Below are 20,445 nucleotides of genomic sequence, written 5' to 3'. Positions count from 1 at the left end.
CGGGATAATGCCCCGCATGAACCAACTCGATGCCCTTCGACAGTGGACCACCGTGGTGGCCGATACCGGCGATTTCCGCCAGCTGGCCCAGTTCAAGCCCCAGGATGCGACCACCAATCCTTCCCTCATCCTCAAGGCGGTGCAAAAGGCCGAGTACCGGCCTCTGCTCGACGAGGCCGTGAAGAAGCACGGTCATCTTGCGACCGACGAGGTCATCGACCGCCTGCTGGTGCGCTTCGGCACCGAGATCCTCTCGCTCATTCCCGGCCGGGTCTCGACCGAGGTGGATGCCCGGCTGAGCTTCGACACCGCTGCCACCGTGGCGCGGGCCGAGCGCATCGTCGCGCTCTACCGTGCCGAGGACATCGACACCGAGAAGCGCTTGCTGATCAAGATCGCCGCCACCTGGGAAGGCATCGAGGCCGCGCGCGAGCTGGAGCAGAAGGGCATCCACACCAACCTCACGCTGCTGTTCTCCTTCGCCCAGGCGGTGGCCTGCGGCGCGGCGGGCGTGCAGCTGATCTCGCCCTTCGTCGGGCGCATCTACGACTGGCACAAGAAGGCGGCCGGCAGCGCCTGGGACGAAGCGGCCCGCGCCGGCGCCAACGACCCGGGCGTCCAGTCGGTGCGCCAGATCTTCGAGTACTACAAGAAGCACGACATCCGGACCGAGGTAATGGGCGCCAGCTTCCGCAACGTGGGCCAGATCGCGGCGCTCGCGGGCTGCGACCTGCTGACCATCAGCCCCGAGCTGCTGGCCGAGCTCGCCGGCAGCGAGGCGCCGCTGGAGCATGCGCTCGACGCGGATGCCGCGCAGGCACTCGACATTCCGAAGCTGATCCTCGACGAGCCGGCCTTCCGCTTCGCTCTCAACGAGGACGCGATGGCCACCGAGAAGCTGGCCGAGGGCATCCGCGCTTTCGCGGCCGACGCGGTAAAGCTCGAGAAGCTGATGGAGGAAATCGAATGACCAGCACCCCGACGCGTTGCGACCGCACTTCGGCGTGGGGCCGCTTGCAGGCGCACTACGATGCGGCCGGCCAAAATTTCGACCTGCGCCAGGCCTTTGCCGCCGATCCGCAGCGCTTCGGCGCCTTCAGCCAGCCGGCGCCGCACCTCTTCGCCGACCTGTCCAAGAACCTGATCGATGCGAAGACCGAAGCGCTGCTGCTGGCGCTGGCTCGCGAAGCCGGCATCGAGGCACATCGCGATGCCATGTTCGCGGGTGAGCACATCAATCCAACCGAAGACCGCGCCGTGCTCCACACGCTGCTGCGCGCGCCCGCTTCTTCCGCAGTGCCGCCCGCGCTGGCGGGCGAGCTGGCGCAGGTGCACGCCACGCTCGACGCCATGCTGGCCTATGCCGAGCAGGTGCGCACCGACCACACCATCACCGACGTGGTCAACATCGGCATCGGCGGCTCGGACCTCGGGCCGCAGATGGCCGTGCGCGCTCTCGAGGCCTACGTGGCGCCGGGCAAGCACTTCCACTTCGTCTCGAACGTCGACGGGCACGAACTGGCCGGGGTGCTGCGCGATCTGGCGCCCGAGCACACGCTGTTCCTCGTCGCCTCGAAGACCTTCACCACGGCCGAGACCATGGCCAACGCGCACTCGGCCAAGCGTTGGTTCGAGCAGTCGGGCAATGCCGACATCGCCCACCACTTCGCTGCGCTCACCACCAACGTCGAGGCCGCGCATGCCTTCGGCATCAAAACCACCTTCGGCTTCTGGGACTGGGTGGGCGGGCGCTACTCGCTGTGGTCCTCCATCGGGCTGCCGATCGCGCTGGCTATCGGCGCCGAGGGCTTCCGCCGGCTGCTCGCCGGTGCGCACGCGATGGACGAGCACTTCCGCAGCGCCCCGCTGGCGCAGAACCTGCCGGTGCGCCTCGGGCTGATCGATGTCTGGTATCGCAATTTCCACCGCTTCGCGAGCCGCAGCATCGCGCCGTACCACAGCGCGCTGCAGCGCCTGCCCGCCTACTTGCAGCAGCTCGAGATGGAAAGCAACGGCAAGCAGGTGGACGCGAGCGGCGCTGCGCTGCCCTTCGGCACCTCGCCGGTGCTGTGGGGCGAGCCCGGCACCAACGGGCAGCACGCCTATTTCCAGATGCTGCACCAGGGCACGGATGTGATCCCGTTGGAGTTCATCGCGGTGCGCGAGCCGGCGCATGACCTCGAAGGCCACCATCCCAAACTGCTGGCCAACGCGCTCGCGCAAGCGCAGGCGCTCATGGTGGGCAAGCACGACGCCGGCGGGCACCGCAATTTCCCGGGCAACCGGCCGAGCAGCTTCTTCGTCTTCGACCAGCTGAACCCCGAGGCGCTCGGCGCCTTCCTCGCGATGTACGAGCACCGCGTGTTCACCAGCGGTGCGCTGTGGGGCATCAACAGCTTCGACCAGTGGGGCGTGGAGCTCGGCAAGGTGCTCGCAAAGGACATCGAGCCGCGCCTCGCCTCCGGCGATGCGACGGGCCTGGATGCCTCGACGGCCGGGTTGCTGGCGCGGCTGCGTTAGCGGGCACTCCGTCATCAAAGCCGGCGAACCGCCCTTTATGATGGCCGCGGGAGTTTTCCCGTGGGAACTATCAAGAGGAGCTGTCGATGAATTTTCAAGAAGCCGTCAAGACTTGCTTCAGCAAATACGTGGATTTCAACGGCCGCGCGTCGCGGTCCGAGTACTGGTGGTTCGTGCTTGCCTATGTGATCGTCGCGATCGTGGCCGGCTTCATCCACGAGATCGTCTACGGACTCGTCATCCTCGCCTTCCTGCTGCCGCTGCTGGCGGTCGGCGCGCGCCGCCTGCACGACATCGGCAAGAGCGGCTGGTGGCTCTTGCTGGGCTTGATCCCGGTGGTGGGCCTGGTCCTGCTGTACTTCATGGTCCAGCCGACCCAGCCCGAGAGCAACGAATACGGCGCACCGCCGTTTGCGACTGCTGCCTGAAAGCGCGTTTTAGCCCGGCCCATAAAAAAACCCCGCGGTTCGCACCGCGGGGTTTTTTGTTGGCTGAAGCGCCGGGCCGTCTTACATGCCCATGCCTCCCATGCCACCCATGCCGCCCATGTCGGGCATGCCGCCGCCGGCAGGCGCTTCGTCCTTCGGCGCTTCGGCGATCATGGCTTCGGTCGTCAGCAGCAGCGAGGCCACCGAAGCGGCGTTCTGCAGCGCGGTGCGGGTCACCTTGGTCGGGTCCAGGATGCCCAGCTCGAGCATGTCGCCGTAGGTGTCGTTCTGCGCATTGAAGCCGTAGTTGCCCTTGCCGGCCAGCACCGCGTTCACCACCACGCTGGCTTCGCCACCGGCGTTGAACACGATCTCGCGCAGCGGCGCTTCGATGGCCTTGAGCACCAGGCGGATGCCGGCGTCCTGGTCGGCGTTGTCGCCCTTGAGCTTGTCGCCCACGGCTTGCTTGGCGCGCAGCAGTGCCACGCCGCCGCCGGCCACCACGCCTTCTTCCACTGCAGCGCGGGTCGCGTGCAGGGCGTCTTCGACGCGGGCCTTCTTTTCTTTCATCTCGACTTCGGTGGCAGCGCCAACCTTGATCACCGCCACGCCGCCGGCCAGCTTGGCCACGCGCTCCTGCAGCTTCTCGCGGTCGTAGTCGCTGGTGGCTTCCTCGATCTGCACGCGAATCTGCTTCACGCGGGCTTCGATGTCGGAACCGGCACCTGCGCCATCGATGATGATGGTGTTTTCCTTGCCCACTTCGATGCGCTTGGCCTGGCCGAGGTCAGCCAGCGTCACCTTCTCGAGGGTCAGGCCCACTTCTTCGGCGATGACCTTGCCGCCCGTCAGGATGGCGATGTCTTCCAGCATGGCCTTGCGGCGGTCGCCGAAGCCAGGCGCCTTGACGGCCACGACCTTCAGGATGCCGCGGATGGTGTTCACCACCAGGGTCGCGAGGGCTTCGCCTTCGACTTCCTCGGCGATGATCAGCAGCGGACGGCTGGCCTTGGCGACTTGCTCCAGCGTCGGCAGCAGATCGCGGATGTTGCTGATCTTCTTGTCGAACAGCAGCACGAACGGGTTCTCGAGGATCGCGCTCTGCTTGTCGGGGTTGTTGATGAAGTAGGGCGACAGGTAGCCGCGGTCGAACTGCATGCCTTCGACGACTTCCAGCTCGCTTTCGAGCGACTTGCCGTCCTCGACGGTGATCACGCCTTCCTTGCCGACCTTGTCCATCGCGTCCGCGATGATCTTGCCGATGGTCTCGTCGCTGTTGGCCGAGATCGAGCCGACCTGGGCGATTTCCTTCGAGGTGGTGGTGGCCTTCGAAGCCTTCTTCAGCTCTTCGACCAGGGCGGTGACCGCCTTGTCGATGCCGCGCTTCAGGTCCATCGGGTTCATGCCCGCGGCCACGTACTTGAAGCCTTCGCGCACGATGGCCTGGGCCAGCACGGTCGCGGTGGTGGTGCCGTCACCGGCGTTGTCCGAGGTCTTGGAAGCCACTTCCTTCACGAGCTGGGCGCCCATGTTCTGGAGCTTGTCCTTGAGTTCGATTTCCTTGGCGACCGACACGCCGTCCTTGGTCACGGTGGGGGCGCCGAAGGAGCGCTCGAGCACCACGTTGCGGCCCTTGGGGCCCAGGGTCACCTTGACCGCGTTGGCCAGGATGTTCACGCCTTCGACCATGCGTGCGCGGGCTTCGCCGCCGAACACTACGTCTTTTGCTGCCATGAGATATCTCCGATTCAGGAAAAAGGGGGTGGATTACTTCTCGACGACCGCAAACAGGTCGTCTTCCTTCATGACCAGCAGCTCGTCGCCCTCGACCTTCACGGTCTGGCCGCTGTACTTGCCGAAGAGCACGCGGTCGCCGACCTTGATGTTCAGTGCGATCAGGTCGCCCTTGTCGTTCTTCTTGCCAGGCCCGACGGCCAGGACTTCGCCCTGGTCCGGCTTCTCGGCGGCGTTGTCGGGGATCACGATGCCCGAGGCGGTCTTGGTTTCGCTTTCAATGCGCTTGACGATCACGCGATCGTGCAAAGGACGAAGTTTCATTGCATCTCCTGGATAAGAAACGGGGTTCGGTTCTGGGCGGCGGCTGAACGGCCACCTGCCTGGGCCACTGGAAGCGGGGCGCTGTTAGCACTCCTCTTCAGCGAGTGCTAATCATAAGCGCAATTCTGACGCTTTCAAGGGGCGCTAGGTGCATGCCGGCGGATGTTGTCGGTTTTCACCAGACCTTGAATTTTTGCAACTTGGTTGAATTCGCCGCCGCCGCCGCCGCCGCCAGCCCGATGACGCCGGACCGCAACGACCCATCGGCCAGGCGGCGACTCGCCTGCACCTGGTGGGATAGTGCGACGCCAAGTGAGGGAGTAGGCGGGGACTGGGCAGCGGCGCTTGCACGGACGCCAGGCGCGGAGTAGGGCGGGCGGGCAGGATGCCGCCGCCGCGTCTTTTGAACGCTATTCTGCGGCGCCTGTGATACGACTCGCCTTGTTGAGTAACACGATGGCGGCCCTTCTGCCTGCTTGCCGATCACCAGCTGCGAACGCAGAGATCATCGCTTGCAGCTTGAGGTCCAGCGAGGCAACCTCATCGGGATCGCGTCCGAGCTGCGGTCGTATGACGGCCCAGAGCTGCTCGATTCTGGACATGTGAACCGAGTAGCTGCCTTCGGATTTCGGATACTGAGCGAGGGCCTCTGGGGCGTGCGCGAATGGAATTACATCTTCCAGTTCCGCACCGGCTCGGGCCCTGAGTACATCACCTGTCAATACATGGTCCGCTTCAACGACGACGTGGTGACGAATGGCTTGTACTGGAACAAGCCCGAATGCGCGGCGCTGGTCAACCTTGCAAAAAATTAATTCGGCAACGGGCTCAAGGACCACGGGTTCAGGCCAACCTGAACTGGGCGTTCTGAAGCACGAACCCAGTTGCTCACTAAGGCAGCCGGGCGCTCGTGACCGGCTCGCGTGACCAGGAAAATTCAGAGATGGATGAAAAGCCCACCCTGAATTCAAACTATGCTGATCAGAGAGTTCAAGGTAGCTCAACGATCTTCCCTAAACCGTTGAGGGGGTCGTCGGCCATTCTTTCCTCCGCGCGGCCTGGAACGGCGCTGGCGAGCGCATGATCTCGACTGGTCCGATACCTGAATAGATCGTCTCGCCAGTTTTGAGCACCGCCACCGTCCAGCGCTCGCCGGGCGTGACCTTGTAGTCGCCCGGCGTTAGCGGCAGCTCGCGCTCCTCATGAATGCCCAGACCTTTGGACGTCCTATCCGATCGAAACCGCCGGGAGTGGTCTGCCCCGGTGCTGGGGAGGGGCGTCACTTTACCTTTGTTATGTTCGTGATTCGATGGGATAAAGCCGTCCCGGGCATGACGCCAGTTATAAAACCGTTCGTCCCGGTAAACGCCTCACTGAAAACATGTTCGTTGAATCGGTATCTGTGGGTCGACCCAGGGACCTCACTTTTCCCGTCGCCACTCGTAGTGCTGCTGTAGGTTCCATCGGGTGTGCCGGTAAAGCTCAAGTGCAGCGTTGCCCCATAAGTGCCAGTGCAGCCCGGCGCGGACGGATCAAGTGTGGCGTTGACAGTGGTTGCGCCGTTGCCCGGATTGATGGAAAGAATGTTCGCGTACTCCGGCCCTTCGCAATGTAAATAGGTGAGGGTGGGTCCAGCTAAATAGTAAGCCTCAACAGTCCCGGTCAGCACCCCATTCGCGTCTTTCGTCTCCGCAATGAACCCGGAGCATGCCCCGCTGACGCATACGGCACCCTGCGCATAATCCCTCGTTGTGTGGTGTTTGGTAACGGGTGAGCCGCCCAGAGGGGGCGCGCTAAAGGCAGTGGAAGAAGCGCCCAAGGCAATTGAGAGAAGGCATGCGGTCAAATAGCTGAATTTCATGATCCAACTCCATTCATATGTCCGAATCCGCGTTGCCTGTGTGCGCCCAGCGTGGTCCGTTCCATAGTTCGGTTGCCCAACGCGGCCAGTTGTCTGTGCCTCCCGCCATACGCACTCAAAGCATGATATACCTGTGACCGGCGCAGGAGTTGATTTAGTTCATGCTGGATTCATATGACAGGGAGACGGCCTAAGCAAAGACGAGAGAGTTCAGCCGGTTTGTTAATTGGCGTCGCTAAACGTATCTCGACGAACACCACGTCGTCCGGGAACTGCTATTTGCGGTCCTGCCTACGTAGAACGCGAGCAACTCCTCGCGCGTCATCTCGACGCCGACCTTCCTGGAGACGATCACGACTCCAGCGTCACCAGCGCCTGCCCGATTGCATGAATTCGTCGCATACCAGTCCGCTTGAGGATGTGTTCCTCGCGCGCAAGGTTGTGTAAAAACAGCTGCAATCCTCCTGTCGAACGTGCACGCTCGCCGCTGCGAGGATGTGCGCCGCCAGAGAAAAGCGCATCGTATTCCGGGCGCCGGATTGAACTCCGCACCGGGGTCAGTCGGCGTGAGCAGGGGCATTGCCACCATTTCAGAACGTACTTGCTGAGGATGTTTATGACTGTGGCGACAACGACCGCAGTGAACCACCATTCAGGCTCAAGAGTTATTCTCGATTGCCTCCATGTACGCCTCCTCGTTGATTGTCAGCAGCACTGGATATTGGACACGTCCAAAAAACCGTCCAATATCGTCGCCCCAAAAGAAGAAGGCCCCGCTACCAAATTGATGTCGGTTTCCCTAGAGGGGTAGGGCGCTGAGTAGCCCGCTTCACCTCCGTCGCTCGGTCGAGACATCGTCTTAGGGGCCCGGCGTCATTTGTGCTCAAGGTAGCGGTCCCTCCGAGTCCAAGGCCCTCAACCTGAAAAATGGTTCCACCTAGCTTGGTCAATCAGCACGCAAGGGTCTGAATGCATGGTCACTCGGCTGCGCGGCCTGGTCGAGCAATTGCAGTCTGACCCGGACGCGCTCGAATCACTGCCCTGACCGGCATCTCACCGTGCATTGAGGCCGGCCCGCGCACAACAGGCTGCGAACCTGGAGCCCGGGAACGACTTTCCCGACGCCTTCATCGTGCTCAGGCAGGTGCTCTCGACGACGCTGATCCCCGGTGATCAGGAACACCTTCACCACCTCGTCCAGCCCCGCTGCCTGCTCGCGCAGCGATTGCGACGCGGCGGCTGACTGCTCGATCAGGCTGGCGTTCTGCTGCGTCATCTCGTCCAGCCGGGCGATGGCCTGGTTCACCTGCCCGATGCTGTCGCCCTGCTCGGAGGTGGAGGCATTGAGCTCGGCCATCAGCCCGGTCACGCGTTCGACGGCGGCGACGATCTCGGTCATGGTGCGGCCGGCGTCCTCGACCAGCCGGGCGCCCGAGGCGACGCGCACCCACCGAGTCGCCGATCAGGCCCTTGATCTCGCGCGCCGCCCGGGCTTTGTTTAGAGCGGGTCTGTCGGCACGAACCACAGAACAGAGTGGGCAAATGGTTTCCAAATAGAACAATCCTCCATAGAATGCGAATCACTCTCAACAACATTCGCGGGACGAGGACTTGATTTCCAGCTTTTTCAGGCGGCCCAGGGCCGCGTCGCTTCTGGCGGGGTACATGGCCATTTCCGCTTCATCGCCGGTGTTTGCGCAGACGGGCAGCGACGGCGCCTTGCCCGAGGTGCGTGTCGATGCGAACGCCGAGGTCGAGACCGCGACCACGCCGGTGATCGGCTACCGCGCGAAGAACGCGGTCAGCGCGACCAAGACCGACACGCCGTTGGCCGAGACGCCGCAGGCGGTGACGGTGATCACGCGCGACCAGATCGTCGACCAGGGCGCCACCAACCTGCAGGACGCGCTCACCTACGCAGCGGGCGTGCGTTCCGACGCCTACGGCCTGGATGCGCGGACCGACTCGTTCCGCGTGCGCGGCGCCTATTCTGACGTCTACCTCGACGGCCTGCGGCAGGCCTACGGCCACTACACGAGCACCACGCGCACCGAGCCCTACATGCTGGAACGCCTCGAGGTGCTGCGCGGCCCCTCCGGCATGCTGTTCGGGTCTGGCACGGCGGCGGGCATCGTCAACATGGTCAGCAAGCGGCCGCTGCAGGAGGCACAGCGCGAGCTCGGCGTGCAGCTGGGCAGCTGGAACCGCCGCCAGCTCCAGGCCGACCTGACCGGTCCGCTGAGCGCCGACGGCCAATGGTCGTACCGCCTGATCGCGGTCGCGCGCGAGGCAGACACCCAGGTCGATTTCGTTCCCGACGATCGCCGCATGATTGCGCCATCGCTGACGTGGCGTCCCAGCGCTGCCACCTCGCTCACGCTGCAGGGCCTTTATCAGAAGGACAAGAGCGGCACGACCTCCCAGTTCTTCCCCTGGGAGGGCACGATCCTGCCCAACCCGAACGGGCGCCTGCCGACCAGCCGCTTCATCGGCGAGCCCGGCGACTATTACGACAGCGAGCGCAAGACTTTCGGCTGGCTGTTCGAGCACAAGTTCAACGACAACTTCACCTTCCGCCAGAACTTCCGTCACGCGCAGAACGAAAACGACAACAGCTACCACTGGGCAGACGCCTTCACCATCCCCGGAGGCTGGGGCGCGGACCCCGTCGGCAAGCGTCGTCTGTCGCGCTTCCTCGATAGCTCTCTCACGCGCAACCGCATCGACACGCTGGACAACCATCTCGAGAGCCACTTCGATACCGGTGTGCTCAAGCACACGCTGCTCGTCGGCGCCGACTACCAGCGCCATCGTGAGAACGTGTGGGCGGGGATCTCCACGAGCGAGATCGACGCCTATGCGCCGCTCTACGGCAACCGGGTGGAGCCGGAACGCGCGGCGCGGCCGCGCACCACGCAGCGCGCGACCGGCATCTATTTGCAGGACCAGATCAAGCTGGGCAACTGGAACTTCATCGCCGGCCTTCGGCATGACCGGGTGGTCGCCGGCTCCGAAGGCAGCGAAGACGCCAGGGACAGCGCGACCAGCAAGCGTTTCGGCGTCCTGTATGCCTTCCCCTCGGGCTGGTCGCCGTACGTGAGCTATGCGGAGTCCTTCACGCCGCAGTCGCCCCGCGACGGCCGGGTGTTCGCGCCGCTGCGCGGCGAGCAGTGGGAAGTGGGCGTCAAGTACGAGCCCCCGGGGCGCGGCCTTGCCTTCAACGCCGCGGTCTACGACCTGCGCGAGAAGAACCAGGTCGCGCAACCGTTCCCCAACATTTATACGCAGCTCGGCGAGACCAAGACGCGCGGCGTCGAGCTGGAGGCCAAGGGCTCGATCACGCCCAACCTCGACGTCACGGCGCACTACAACTACACCGACCTCGACCCGCAACTCGAGGGCCTGCCGCGCCACCAGGCCGCCGTGTGGGCCAAGTACCGCTTCGCGATCGCGGGCGTGCCCGGCTTCTCGGCCGGCGCCGGCGTGCGCCACATGGGCGCGTTCCGCGACGTGTCCTTCGGCGGCTACGGCCCACGCATCCCCAGCGTCACCCTGCTGGACCTGGTGTTCGCCTACGAGACCGCCAACTGGCGCTATGCGCTGAACATCAACAACGCGACGGACAAGGAGTACTTCAGCACCTGCCTGTCGCGCGGCGACTGCTGGTGGGGCACGCGCCGCAACGTCGTGGCCAGCGCCACGTACCGCTTCTAGACCCGAGGAGTTCCCGCGATGAACACCAGACGAATCAAGACCTGGGCCTGGGTGCACAAGTGGAGCAGCCTGGTCTGCACCGTCTTCATGCTGCTCCTGTGCATCACCGGGCTGCCGCTGATCTTCCACCACGAGATCGGCCACCTGCTGGGCACCGAGGTCGAGGCGCCGAAGATGGCACCTGGCACGCCGCGCGCCAGCCTGGATCGCGTGATCGCGACGGCACATGCGCTGCATCCCGATCGCGTGGTGCAGTTCGTCTCGCAGCCCGAGGACGACGACGGCCTCTGGTTCGTCACGCTCACGCCGACGCCCGCGCCCACCGACGACTTCAAGTCGGTCGCGGTCGACGCGCGCACCGGCCAGGTGCTGGCGCAGCCGAAGTTCGACGAAGGCTTCATGTGGGTGATGTTCAAGCTCCACGTCGACCTCTTCGCCGGGCTTCCCGGCAAGCTGTTCCTGGGCTTCATGGGCCTGCTGCTGCTCGTGGCCATCGTCAGCGGGGTGGTGCTGTATGCGCCCTTCATGCGCAAGCTCGACTTCGGCACCGTGCGGCGCGAGCGCCGGCCGCGGCTGAAGTGGCTGGACCTGCACAACCTGCTGGGCATCGTCACGCTGGTGTGGGCCTTCACCGTGGGCGCCACCGGCATGATCAACACCTGGGCCGACCTGGTGATCAAGTACTGGCAGTACGACCAGCTCAGTGCGCTGCTCGCGCCCTACAAGGGCCAGCCGGAGACGCCCAAGGCCGAGCGCGGCTCGGTGCAGCGTTCGCTGGAGGTCGCGCTCGAGCGCGCACCGGGGATGAAGGTCTCGTTCATCGCCTTCCCGGGCACGGCCTTCTCGAGCCCGCACCACAACACGGTCTTCCTGCGCGGCAACGAACCCTTCACCTCGCGCCTGCTGCAGCCGGTGCTGGTGGATGCCAGGACCGCAGAGGTGACCGCGAGTCCGCAGCTGCCTTGGTACCTCACGGCCCTGCTGGTCTCGCAGCCGCTGCACTTCGGCGACTACGGTGGCATGCCGATGCAGATCCTCTGGGCGCTGCTGGACATCGCGACCATCATCGTGCTGGGCAGCGGCCTGTACTTGTGGCTCAAGCGCGGCAAGGCCGTGCCCGCCGGGGCACCGGCGGGTGCACCGGCACAGGGCGTGCCGGCGGCGCCGGCGGGGCGGCCGGCCGTCACGGCGAAGGTGGGGTCATGACGAAGCCACGCCGTCCTTTCTGGCACCTGTGGGGCTGGCCGATCGTGCTGGGGGTGCTCACTTGCGTCGGCCTGGTGTCGGCGCTCTTCAGCGACGGCGGGCTGGGCGATGCGGTGGCCTGGGTCGCGCTCGGCATCCCGACCGGGGCAGGCTTCTGGTACGGCTGGCGACGCCCGCGCAGGGGCTCGTAGTTTCAAGGGCGCATACCGCGCCATAGGGTCTTGCCCGCCACGGCGGCACGGCGGCTGGCCGCAGAATCGCCGCGATGAAATCCCGCCTCGCCACGGCCGGCCTGTTCGCCGCCGCCTCCTGTGCCATCCAGGCGCAGGACGCCCCGCCCGCGCCCATGCTGCGCGAGATCACCGTGTCCACCCCGCGCGGCGAAGTACGGCCTTTCGACGTGCCGGGCTCGGTCGACCGGGTCGAAGGCAGCGAGATGCGCGATGCGCGGCTGGGGGTCAACCTTTCGGAGAGCCTGGGCCCGGTGCCGGGGCTGCAGGTCCAGAACCGGCAGAACTACGCGCAAGACTTGCAGCTGTCCATCCGCGGCTTCGGCGCGCGCTCCACCTTCGGCGTGCGCGGCGTGCGCCTCTACGTGGACGGCATCCCGGCGACGCTGCCGGACGGCCAGGGCCAGACCTCCAACATCGATATCGGCTCGGCTGGACGCGTCGAGATCCTGCGCGGGCCTTTTTCGGCGCTCTACGGGAATTCGTCCGGTGGAGTGGTGCAGGTCTTCACCGAGGAAGGGGAGGGGCCGCCCACGCTGGGCTTCTCGGTGGCCGGCGGCAGCTTCGGCACCTGGCGCGCCGGCAGCAAGCTCAGCGGTTCGGCCGGCGCCGTCGACTACACCCTGAGCGCGAGCCGCTTCCACACCGACGGCTGGCGCGAGCACAGCGCGGCGGACCGCGAGATCCAGAACGGCAAGCTGGGCTTTCGCCTGGACGACGGCAGCAAGCTCACCCTGGTCTTCAACAGCGTGCATGTCTACGCCCAGGACCCGCTGGGCCTGTCGGCCGAGCAGTACGCGCTCAATCCCCGCGGCGCCGCCCTGGCAACGCAGTTCGACACCCGCAAGACGGTGGACCAGCAGCAGCTGGGCCTCATCTACGAGCGCCGCATCGATGCGCGCAACGCGCTGCGCCTGATGGTCTACGGCGGGCAGCGCAGCACTGTGCAGTTCCAGTCGATCCCGCCTTCGGCACAGCTGAACCCGCTGCACGCCGGCGGGGTGATCGACCTGTCACGCGATTACGGCGGCGTGGACCTGCGCTGGAGTGCCAACCTGCAGCTGGCCGATCGGCCCTTCGACCTGGTCGCCGGCCTGGCCTACGACAACCTGCGAGAGAAGCGCCGCGGCTTCGAGAACTTCTTCGGACGCGCGGCGGCGCCGCTGGCGCTCGGCGTGCAGGGCCGACCGCGCCGCGACGAGCGCAACGAGGTGCGCAACCTCGATCCTTATGTGCAGGCCAGCTGGCGCTTCACCGATCGCTGGACGCTGGAAGCCGGCGTGCGCCGCAGCAACGTGCGCTTCTCCTCGCACGACCTCTACATCGTCGGCCCCAACCGCGACGACAGCGGCAGCGCGCGCTACGGCAAGACCCTGCCCGTGGCCTCGCTGCGCTACCAGGCCACGCCCGACCTGGCGCTCTACGCCTCCGCCGGCCGTGGCTTCGAGACGCCGACCCTCAACGAGCTGTCCTACCGCGCCGATGGCATCGGCGGGCTCAATTTCGGGCTGCAGCCTTCGGTCAACACCAGCGTCGAGGTGGGGGCCAAGGCGCGCCTCGCGGGAGGGCTGCTGACCGCGGCCCTGTTCCAGACCCGCACCCGCGACGAGATCGTGACCAACACCAACGTCGGCGGCCGCGCCACCTTCCAGAACGCCGGTCGCACGAAGCGCGATGGCTTCGAACTTGCCTGGCAGCACGAGACCCTGAACCACTGGCGCACGCAGCTGGCCTACACCTGGCTCGACGCGCGCTACCGTGATGGCTTCTGCTCGCCTTCTCCCTGCAGCGCGGCCAGCACGGTACCCGCCGGCAACCGCATCCCCGGCATCGCCGAGCACGCGCTCTTCGCCTCCTTCGGCTGGGTGCCGCCCGAGGGCTGGCGCGCCGGCGCCGAGCTGCGCGCGCTCAGCGGCATCGCGGCCAACGACCGCAACAACGCGCGCACGCCGGGCTATGCGGTGGCCTCGCTCTATGCCGGCTACGTGAAGCGCTGGGCCCGCTGGGACTTCAACGCCTTTGCGCGGGTCGACAACCTCTTCGATCGGCGCTATGTCGGGTCGGTGATCGTCAACGAGGGCAATGCTCGCTACTTCGAGCCCGCGCCGGGACGCAACTGGACGGTCGGCATGGGGGCGGCGTATCGTTTCTGAATTCCCGCTGCCAGGATGAGGGGCGCAGATGGAATTCAAGGATCGATACGAAGCCGGCCGCGTGCTCGCGAGCGCAATGGGGGCGTGGCGCGGCCAGTCTGAGTTGGTGGTGCTGGCGCTGCCGCGCGGCGGTGTGCCGGTAGCCTGGGAAGTCGCCCAGGCGCTGCAGGCACCGCTCGATGTGCTGGTGGTGCGCAAGCTCGGCTTTCCGGGGCAGGAGGAGCTCGCGATGGGCGCCATCGGCCCCGGCGGCGTGCGCGTGATGTCCGATATCCCGCGGATGTGGCCTGTGGCCGATGCGGAGGTGGAGCAGGTGGTCGAACGCGAGCAGGCCGAACTGGCGCGCCGCGAGCAGCTCTACCGCGGCGAGCGCGCGCCGCTGCTGTTGGCCGGGCGCGTCGCGATCCTGGTCGACGATGGCCTCGCCACCGGCGCCACCATGCACGCGGCCGTGCTTGCGGTGCGCGCGATGCAGGCGCGGCGCATCGTGGTGGCGGTCCCCGTGGGCTCGAGAGAGGCCGTCCAACTGCTCGGCACGGTGGCCGACGAGGTGGTCTGCGTCCACATGCCCGAGCCGTTCCGCGCGGTGGGCATCTGGTACGAGGACTTCGGCCAGACCAGCGATGAAGAGGTGCGCCGCCTGTTGCAGGGCGAGGGCGCCTGACCCAAGGAGGCGCCCTGCACCCTCAGCGGCCGGCGGCGGCTCGCAGCGCCGCTGCCTTGCTCGTGTCTTCCCAGGTGAACTCGGGCTCTTCACGGCCGAAGTGGCCGTAGGCCGCGGTCTTGCCGTAGATCGGGCGCAGCAGGTCCAGCATCTGGATGATGCCCTTCGGACGCAGGTCGAAATGCTCCTGCACGAGCTCCGCGAGCTTGTCGTCGGGGATCACGCCGGTGCCTTCGGTGTAGACCGTCACGTTCATCGGGCGCGCCACGCCGATCGCGTAGGCGACCTGGATCTGGCACTGGCGCGCCAGGCCCGCAGCCACGATGTTCTTGGCCACGGAACGCGCCGCGTAGGCGGCCGAGCGGTCCACCTTGCTCGGGTCCTTGCCCGAGAAGGCGCCGCCGCCGTGCGGGCAGGCGCCGCCGTAGGTGTCGACGATGATCTTGCGGCCCGTGAGGCCGCAGTCGCCCTGCGGGCCGCCGATGACGAAGCGGCCGGTCGGGTTGATCAGGTACTTGGTGTCCTTCAGCCACTCCTTGGGCAACACCGGCTTGATGATCTCCTCGATGATGGCTTCGTTGAACGAGGCCTTCATCTTGGTCGGCGTCTCGCTCTGGTCGGGGTGGTGCTGGGTGGAGAGCACGACGGTGTCGATGCTGTGCGGCTTGCCGTCGACGTAGCGCATCGTGACCTGGCTCTTGGCGTCCGGGCGCAGGAAGGGCAGGCGGCCGTCCTTGCGCAGCTGGGCCTGGCGCTCGACCAGGCGGTGGGCGTAGTAGATGGGCGCGGGCATCAGCTCGGGCGTCTCATCGCAGGCGTAGCCGAACATCAGGCCCTGGTCGCCGGCGCCGGTGTTGAGGTGATCGTCGCTCGCGTGGTCCACGCCCTGGGCGATGTCGTTGGACTGCTTGTCGTAGCAGACCATCACCGCGCAGCCCTTGTAGTCGATGCCGTAGTCGGTGTTGTCGTAGCCGATGCGCTTGATGGTGTCGCGCGCCACCTGGATGTAGTCGACGTGGGCGTTGGTCGTGATCTCGCCGGCGAGCACCACCAGGCCGGTGTTGGTGAGCGTCTCGGCGGCTACGCGGCTGCGCGGGTCCTGGGCGAAGATCGCGTCGAGGATGGCATCCGAGATCTGGTCCGCGACCTTGTCGGGATGGCCTTCGGAGACCGATTCGGAGGTGAAGAGGAAGTCGTTCGCCATATCGATGAAACTCCAAGCAGTTGAATTGGCGCGTTGCCAATCCATTCGGAGTTCGGCGAACGCTTTAGCAGTGATGTTTAACGTCGCCCTGCAAGTAGTTCCATAACTCAGCGACAATTTCGATTGTATTCGAGCCGCGCGATAGCCCGCGTGCGCGTCCTGGTTTTCACCCCCTCCAACTGGATGATTCTTCTGTTTCGATTGCTCGCCCATGTGCCGTTGCGGTGGATGCAAGCCGCCGGCCGCTGCCTGGGCTGGCTGGTGTGGTGGGGTTCGCCCACCTATCGCCAGCGTTTCAAGGACAACGCCGAGCGCGCCGGCTTCACGCCTGCGCAGTACCGCCCGGCCATCGGCGCCGCCGGCGCCATGGTGGCCGAGCTGCCCTGGCTGTGGGCCCGGCCGCAGGGCGAGAGCGTGCTGCCGCGCATCGTGCGCTGGGAGGGCGCCTCCGAGCTCGAGGCCGCGCTGGCGGCGCGCAAGGGCGTGATCGTCGCCTCGCCGCATGTCGGTTGCTGGGAGATCCTGGGGCAGGCGCTCGGCGAGCGCTTCGTCGACACCTACGGCCCGATCACGGCCCTCTTTCGTCCGGCCCGCAAGAAATGGATGGCCGAGCTGATCGGAGCCGGCTCGCGCGAGCGGCGCGGCCTGCAGATGCTGCCCACGAGCGTGGCCGGCGTGCGCGGGCTGATCCGCACGTTGCGGGCCGGCGGCTACACCGGCATCCTGCCGGACCAGGTGCCGCCGCTGGGGCAGGGCGTCTGGGCGCCCTTTTTCGGCCGGCCTGCCTACACCATGACGCTGCTGCCGCGCCTGGCGCAGCAGACCGGGGCGCGCGTCTTCTTCGGCGTATGCGAAAGGCTGCCGCGTGGGGCGGGCTATGTCATTCGCCTGATGCCCTTCGACGGCACTGCCCTGGGCGACCCGAAGGCCACGCCGGAGGCCGCCGCCGCCGCGATGAACGAAGGCATCGCAGCACTGATCCGTGCACTGCCGGGCCAATACGTCTGGGACTACGCGCGCTACAAGCAGCCGCGCGGCGAAGCAGCCGCGCTGACCGAAGCGGAGGCCGCGCGATGAGCGTGCTTTCGCGGCTCGGCATCGTCTTCATGCGCACCCTGGCCCATGTCCCGCTGCCGCTGGTCCGCGGTTTCGGCACCGTGCTGGGCCACGTGCTGCATGCCGTCGCAGCGCCGCGCCGGCGCGTGGTCGACGCCAATCTGACGCTGTGCTTCCCCGACAAATCGCCTGCCGAGCGGCGGCGCATTGCGCGGGAGACCTTCGTCTACGTGGCGCAGTCCTGGCTGGACCGCAGCTGGCTCTGGCATGCGCCCGAAAAGATCGTGGCCGCGCGGCTGCAGGTGAAGGGCTCGCCGCAGGAAATCGACGAGATCGCCAACGGCAAGGAGCCGATGATCCTCTTCGCGCCACATTTCTATGGCCTCGATGCGGCGGCCACCGCGCTCACCATGCACACGGCGCGGCCCTCCACCACCATCTACACCACGCAGCGCGATCCGATGGTGGACGAGTGGATCCGCGAGGGCCGCAAGCGCTTCGGCAACGTGATCACGCTCAACCGGGTCGACGGCATCAAGCCGATCATCGCGGGGCTGCGCAAGGGCGGGCTGCTGTACCTGTTGCCCGACATGGACTTCGGCCGCGACCAGACCGTCTTCGTGCCCTTCTACGGCGTGCCTGCGGCCACCGTGCCCTCGCTGTCGCGCTTCGCCCGCCTGGGGCGGGCCAAGGTGGTGCCGGTCGTCTCGAAGCTCACGCCCACCGGCTACGAGATCGAGGTGCTGCCGGCTTGGCGGGACTTCCCGACCGACGACGTGGTGGCCGACACCGCGCTGATGAACCAGCGTTTGCAGGGCTACATCGACACCATGCCATCGCAGTATTACTGGGTGCACCGGCGCTTCAAGACGCGCCCCGAGGGCGCGGCGCCGGTCTACTGAGTCCGCTGCAGGAAGGCCTCGATCTCGCTGGCCACGAATTCGGGCTGCTCGTGCACGATCCAGTGCGTGGCATCGGGCACTTTCTTGAGGTCGAGCTTCGGCACGTAGTCCTCCAGGCCGTCGAGCAGCCCCGGCAGCAGGGCCTTGTCATCCAGCGCCCAGAAGACGAAGGTGGGCACCTCCACCACCAGCCGTTCGCGCGGCAGCTCGGGTAGTCCGGCGGCAGGCTGGCCCGGCACGGCCGGTTTCATCGGCGTTACCCGGTAGAGGTTGCAGGCGCCCGTGAGGCCGTGGTCCCACACCTCGCGGTACTTGGCCTTGACCTCCTCGGTCAGCCAGCCGTAGCCCTCCGGCCCGGCCTTCATCTGGGTGAACGAGAGCCACATCCGCTTGTAGTCGTCGGCCGCGAGCAGCGCTTCGGCGTCCGGTCGCGCCAGGAAGTTCATGTAGGCGCTGGCGGCCTGCTGGGCGGGGTTGTCGCGCAGCTCGCGCACAAAGGTGCCCGGATGCGGCGAATTGATGATGACGAGCCGGCCCAGCTTGTCCGCATGCTGGTTGCCATAGCCCCAGCCGAAGGCCCCGCCCCAGTCGTGCGCGACCAGCGCTTCGATGCGGCCGTCCTCGCGCTCGCTCTGCGCGAGCTGCTCGATGTCCTGGATCAGCAGGTGCGCACGGTACGCCGACACCTCGGTCGGGGAGCTCGACTTCTCGAAGCCGCGCAGGTTCGGGGCCACGCAGCGCCAGCCGCCGTGCTCAGGCTGGCTGAAATGCTCGAGCAACAGGTCCCAGATGAAGGCGGCTTCAGGAAAGCCGTGCAGGAAAACCATCAAGGGACGGCCGGGTTCGCCGGCGGCGCGGCAGCTCAGCGTGGTGCCGTTCGGCAGCGCTCGGGCAAAGGTCTGGATCATGGCGGGCTGTCTCCTTCGGTCGGTTCTGCGGGCAGCTCGTCCTGCGGATGGGCCCAGCGCCACAGCAGTTCAGCCGCCTCGTCCACTCCCTGTTGCTTCAAGGCCGAGAACAGTTTGACCTCACCGCCGCCAGCCTGCAGTCGCACAATCGACAGCGCCTTGGCGCCGTCCGAGCGTGTCAGCTTGTCGGCCTTGGTCAGCAGTACCAGGAACTTCAGGCCTTGCTCGACCCGCGGGCGGATCACCTCCAGAAGGATCTCGTCGAGTTCGGTAAGGCCGTGGCGCGGGTCGCACATCAGCACCACGCCGCGCAGGCTCTCGCGCGTCATCAGGTAGTTGCCCATCACCCGCTGCCAGCGCAGCTTCGCCTCGCGCGGCACGGCCGCGTAGCCGTAGCCCGGCAGATCGGCCAGCACGGCGTCGTCCACCTTCTGCTTGCCGACGCCGAACAGGTTGATGTGCTGGGTGCGGCCGGGCGTCTTGGAGGCGAAGGCCAGGCGGGTCTGCTGCGTAAGGGTGTTGATGGCCGTCGACTTGCCGGCGTTCGACCGCCCCACGAAGGCGATTTCCGGCAACTCGAGGGTGGGCAGGTGCTCCAGCTGCGGGGCGCTGGTGAGGAAGTGGGCGGTATGCAGCCAGCCGCGCGCGATGCGGGCGCGTTCGGCCGCTGCGGCATCCACGACTGCGGCCGTGCGGGAGAAGGGGGCGGCCGGCTTGCGGCTCGGGGTGGTCATGGGTGGAGCCTCGGTAACGGGGCGCCATTGTAGAATCGCGCGGTTTTGCGCCATAAATCCAGAGCCCCCGATATGAAGTTGTTTGCCCGTTTCCTGCTTGCAGCCCTCATGGGCGCCGCCGCCAGCATCGGCTTCGCGGCCGACGATCCGGGCGCCAAGCCTGCTCCCGCCGCGGCGCCCGCCAAGGTGGCCAAGCCCGATCCAGCCAAGGGCGACACCATCTTCAACAACACCCCGCCCAACAGCCAGAGCTGCGCCTCCTGCCACAACGCCGACGGCAACTCGGCAATCGCGGCCAACCCCAAGCTGGCGCAACAGCACCCCGAATACATCCTCAAGCAGCTGCAGGACTTCAAGTCCGGCAAGCGCAAGAGCCCGATCATGAAGCCGCTGGCCTCGGCGCTGTCCGAGGAGGACATGCGCAACGTCGCCTGGTTCGTCGGCTCCAAGAAGGTCAAGCCCGGCTTCGCGAAAGAGAAGGACCTGGTCGCCCTGGGCGAGAAGATCTATCGCGGCGGTATCGCCGATCGTCAGATCCCGGCCTGCGCCGGCTGCCACAGCCCGAACGGCGCCGGCGTCCCGGCCCAGTACCCGCGCCTGGGCGGCCAGCATGCCGACTACACCATTGCCCAACTCGATCAGTTCCGCGACGGCACCCGCCAGAACAGCCCCCAGATGATCGGCGTGGCCGCCAAGCTCAACGACCGCGAAATCAAGGCCGTGGCCGACTACATTGCCGGCCTGCGTTGACGGCCCCGGCACCAGCGTGAACTAACCGCCGATAACAAACCCCAACAGGGCGGGCCG

At 66.4% G+C, this 20,445-nt stretch carries 19 protein-coding genes; 12 read left to right on the top strand and 7 right to left on the bottom strand.

Annotated features, from left to right (window positions below; genetic code table 11):
* Positions 1–16 precede the first annotated feature (16 nt).
* The 3 genes from tal (at position 17) to ACMGEZ_RS22725 (ending at position 2,948) form a co-directional block, all read left to right on the top strand.
* Positions 17–970, top strand: coding sequence for a transaldolase (gene tal / locus ACMGEZ_RS22735; protein WP_436824543.1), 954 nt, complete (start codon positions 17–19; stop codon positions 968–970).
* Positions 967–2,520 (top strand): glucose-6-phosphate isomerase, encoded by a 1,554-nt coding sequence (gene pgi / locus ACMGEZ_RS22730; RefSeq protein WP_436824542.1) that lies wholly within the window; start codon positions 967–969, stop codon positions 2,518–2,520. Before tal ends, pgi begins: the two co-directional genes overlap by 4 nt.
* 86 nt (positions 2,521–2,606) lie before the next feature.
* Positions 2,607–2,948, top strand: a complete 342-nt coding sequence (locus ACMGEZ_RS22725; RefSeq protein ID WP_436824541.1) for a DUF805 domain-containing protein — start codon at positions 2,607–2,609, stop codon at positions 2,946–2,948.
* Between the two features lie 81 nt (positions 2,949–3,029).
* Here ACMGEZ_RS22725 and groL read toward each other — a convergent pair whose 3' ends face one another.
* A complete protein-coding gene (gene groL / locus ACMGEZ_RS22720) occupies positions 3,030–4,682 on the bottom strand; it encodes a chaperonin GroEL (RefSeq protein WP_436824540.1) in 1,653 nt (550 codons plus the stop codon).
* Positions 4,683–4,715: 33 nt separating this feature from the next.
* On the bottom strand, positions 4,716–5,006 hold the full coding sequence (gene groES, locus ACMGEZ_RS22715) for a co-chaperone GroES (protein WP_436824539.1): 291 nt from the start codon (positions 5,004–5,006) through the stop codon (positions 4,716–4,718).
* Between the two features lie 512 nt (positions 5,007–5,518).
* On the opposite strand from groES, the gene ACMGEZ_RS22710 reads away from it, so the two are divergent.
* Positions 5,519–5,821 carry a hypothetical protein gene (locus ACMGEZ_RS22710; RefSeq protein ID WP_436824538.1) on the top strand — a complete coding sequence of 101 codons (303 nt, stop codon included), beginning with the start codon at positions 5,519–5,521 and terminating at the stop codon, positions 5,819–5,821.
* A gap of 464 nt (positions 5,822–6,285) precedes the next feature.
* Here ACMGEZ_RS22710 and ACMGEZ_RS22705 read toward each other — a convergent pair whose 3' ends face one another.
* Both ACMGEZ_RS22705 and ACMGEZ_RS22700 read right to left on the bottom strand, forming a co-directional pair.
* A complete protein-coding gene (locus tag ACMGEZ_RS22705; RefSeq protein ID WP_436824537.1) occupies positions 6,286–6,867 on the bottom strand; it encodes a hypothetical protein in 582 nt (193 codons plus the stop codon).
* A 1,033-nt stretch (positions 6,868–7,900) separates the two neighbouring features.
* Positions 7,901–8,266 (bottom strand): hypothetical protein, encoded by a 366-nt coding sequence (locus ACMGEZ_RS22700; RefSeq protein WP_436824536.1) that lies wholly within the window; start codon positions 8,264–8,266, stop codon positions 7,901–7,903.
* Positions 8,267–8,532: 266 nt separating this feature from the next.
* Here ACMGEZ_RS22700 and ACMGEZ_RS22695 point away from each other — a divergent pair, with 266 nt between their 5' ends.
* From ACMGEZ_RS22695 to ACMGEZ_RS22675, 5 genes are all read left to right on the top strand, one after another.
* Positions 8,533–10,581, top strand: coding sequence for a TonB-dependent siderophore receptor (locus tag ACMGEZ_RS22695; protein ID WP_436824535.1), 2,049 nt, complete (start codon positions 8,533–8,535; stop codon positions 10,579–10,581).
* An 18-nt stretch (positions 10,582–10,599) separates the two neighbouring features.
* Entirely contained in the window at positions 10,600–11,787 is a 1,188-nt protein-coding gene (locus ACMGEZ_RS22690; RefSeq protein WP_436824534.1) for a PepSY-associated TM helix domain-containing protein, read from the top strand.
* On the top strand, positions 11,784–11,978 hold the full coding sequence (locus ACMGEZ_RS22685; RefSeq protein WP_436824533.1) for a hypothetical protein: 195 nt from the start codon (positions 11,784–11,786) through the stop codon (positions 11,976–11,978). Before ACMGEZ_RS22690 ends, ACMGEZ_RS22685 begins: the two co-directional genes overlap by 4 nt.
* A gap of 74 nt (positions 11,979–12,052) precedes the next feature.
* Positions 12,053–14,170 (top strand): TonB-dependent receptor family protein, encoded by a 2,118-nt coding sequence (locus tag ACMGEZ_RS22680; protein ID WP_436824532.1) that lies wholly within the window; start codon positions 12,053–12,055, stop codon positions 14,168–14,170.
* Positions 14,171–14,198: 28 nt separating this feature from the next.
* Positions 14,199–14,834: a phosphoribosyltransferase gene (locus ACMGEZ_RS22675; protein WP_436824531.1), complete on the top strand. Its 636-nt coding sequence runs from the start codon at positions 14,199–14,201 to the stop codon at positions 14,832–14,834.
* A 22-nt stretch (positions 14,835–14,856) separates the two neighbouring features.
* Here the strand turns inward: ACMGEZ_RS22675 and metK are convergent, their stop codons facing one another.
* On the bottom strand, positions 14,857–16,038 hold the full coding sequence (gene metK, locus ACMGEZ_RS22670) for a methionine adenosyltransferase (RefSeq protein WP_436824530.1): 1,182 nt from the start codon (positions 16,036–16,038) through the stop codon (positions 14,857–14,859).
* Between the two features lie 183 nt (positions 16,039–16,221).
* On the opposite strand from metK, the gene ACMGEZ_RS22665 reads away from it, so the two are divergent.
* Both ACMGEZ_RS22665 and ACMGEZ_RS22660 read left to right on the top strand, forming a co-directional pair.
* On the top strand, positions 16,222–17,115 hold the full coding sequence (locus tag ACMGEZ_RS22665; RefSeq protein WP_436824529.1) for a lysophospholipid acyltransferase family protein: 894 nt from the start codon (positions 16,222–16,224) through the stop codon (positions 17,113–17,115).
* The gene (locus ACMGEZ_RS22660; protein ID WP_436824528.1) at positions 17,112–17,996 is read left to right on the top strand and encodes a lysophospholipid acyltransferase family protein; all 885 of its coding nucleotides are present in this window, start codon (positions 17,112–17,114) and stop codon (positions 17,994–17,996) included. Before ACMGEZ_RS22665 ends, ACMGEZ_RS22660 begins: the two co-directional genes overlap by 4 nt.
* On the opposite strand, the gene ACMGEZ_RS22655 is transcribed toward ACMGEZ_RS22660, so the two are convergent.
* The gene (locus ACMGEZ_RS22655) at positions 17,990–18,904 is read right to left on the bottom strand and encodes an alpha/beta fold hydrolase (RefSeq protein WP_436824527.1); all 915 of its coding nucleotides are present in this window, start codon (positions 18,902–18,904) and stop codon (positions 17,990–17,992) included. The genes ACMGEZ_RS22660 and ACMGEZ_RS22655 overlap by 7 nt on opposite strands.
* Positions 18,901–19,638, bottom strand: a complete 738-nt coding sequence (yihA, locus tag ACMGEZ_RS22650; RefSeq protein WP_436824526.1) for a ribosome biogenesis GTP-binding protein YihA/YsxC — start codon at positions 19,636–19,638, stop codon at positions 18,901–18,903. Before yihA ends, ACMGEZ_RS22655 begins: the two co-directional genes overlap by 4 nt.
* A 72-nt stretch (positions 19,639–19,710) precedes the next feature.
* Here yihA and ACMGEZ_RS22645 point away from each other — a divergent pair, with 72 nt between their 5' ends.
* Positions 19,711–20,388 carry a c-type cytochrome gene (locus tag ACMGEZ_RS22645; RefSeq protein WP_436824525.1) on the top strand — a complete coding sequence of 226 codons (678 nt, stop codon included), beginning with the start codon at positions 19,711–19,713 and terminating at the stop codon, positions 20,386–20,388.
* The last annotated feature ends 57 nt before the right edge of the window (positions 20,389–20,445 follow it).

This window comes from Variovorax stachyos, assembly GCF_051400855.1.
Lineage (GTDB): Bacteria > Pseudomonadota > Gammaproteobacteria > Burkholderiales > Burkholderiaceae_C > Variovorax.
Note: the sequence above shows the minus strand (reverse complement) of the source record. Positions and strands in the feature narration are given on the sequence as shown.

Coding starts and splice junctions, on each gene's coding strand:
- yihA (WP_436824526.1), bottom strand. CDS start 19,638: ATGACCACCCCGAGCCGCAAGCCGGCCGCCCCCTTCTCCCGCACGGCC.
- tal (WP_436824543.1), top strand. CDS start 17: ATGAACCAACTCGATGCCCTTCGACAGTGGACCACCGTGGTGGCCGAT.
- ACMGEZ_RS22675 (WP_436824531.1), top strand. CDS start 14,199: ATGGAATTCAAGGATCGATACGAAGCCGGCCGCGTGCTCGCGAGCGCA.
- ACMGEZ_RS22680 (WP_436824532.1), top strand. CDS start 12,053: ATGAAATCCCGCCTCGCCACGGCCGGCCTGTTCGCCGCCGCCTCCTGT.
- ACMGEZ_RS22700 (WP_436824536.1), bottom strand. CDS start 8,266: ATGACCGAGATCGTCGCCGCCGTCGAACGCGTGACCGGGCTGATGGCC.
- pgi (WP_436824542.1), top strand. CDS start 967: ATGACCAGCACCCCGACGCGTTGCGACCGCACTTCGGCGTGGGGCCGC.
- ACMGEZ_RS22645 (WP_436824525.1), top strand. CDS start 19,711: ATGAAGTTGTTTGCCCGTTTCCTGCTTGCAGCCCTCATGGGCGCCGCC.
- metK (WP_436824530.1), bottom strand. CDS start 16,038: ATGGCGAACGACTTCCTCTTCACCTCCGAATCGGTCTCCGAAGGCCAT.
- ACMGEZ_RS22705 (WP_436824537.1), bottom strand. CDS start 6,867: ATGAAATTCAGCTATTTGACCGCATGCCTTCTCTCAATTGCCTTGGGC.
- groL (WP_436824540.1), bottom strand. CDS start 4,682: ATGGCAGCAAAAGACGTAGTGTTCGGCGGCGAAGCCCGCGCACGCATG.
- ACMGEZ_RS22655 (WP_436824527.1), bottom strand. CDS start 18,904: ATGATCCAGACCTTTGCCCGAGCGCTGCCGAACGGCACCACGCTGAGC.
- ACMGEZ_RS22695 (WP_436824535.1), top strand. CDS start 8,533: ATGGCCATTTCCGCTTCATCGCCGGTGTTTGCGCAGACGGGCAGCGAC.
- ACMGEZ_RS22725 (WP_436824541.1), top strand. CDS start 2,607: ATGAATTTTCAAGAAGCCGTCAAGACTTGCTTCAGCAAATACGTGGAT.
- ACMGEZ_RS22665 (WP_436824529.1), top strand. CDS start 16,222: ATGATTCTTCTGTTTCGATTGCTCGCCCATGTGCCGTTGCGGTGGATG.
- groES (WP_436824539.1), bottom strand. CDS start 5,006: ATGAAACTTCGTCCTTTGCACGATCGCGTGATCGTCAAGCGCATTGAA.
- ACMGEZ_RS22685 (WP_436824533.1), top strand. CDS start 11,784: ATGACGAAGCCACGCCGTCCTTTCTGGCACCTGTGGGGCTGGCCGATC.
- ACMGEZ_RS22660 (WP_436824528.1), top strand. CDS start 17,112: ATGAGCGTGCTTTCGCGGCTCGGCATCGTCTTCATGCGCACCCTGGCC.
- ACMGEZ_RS22690 (WP_436824534.1), top strand. CDS start 10,600: ATGAACACCAGACGAATCAAGACCTGGGCCTGGGTGCACAAGTGGAGC.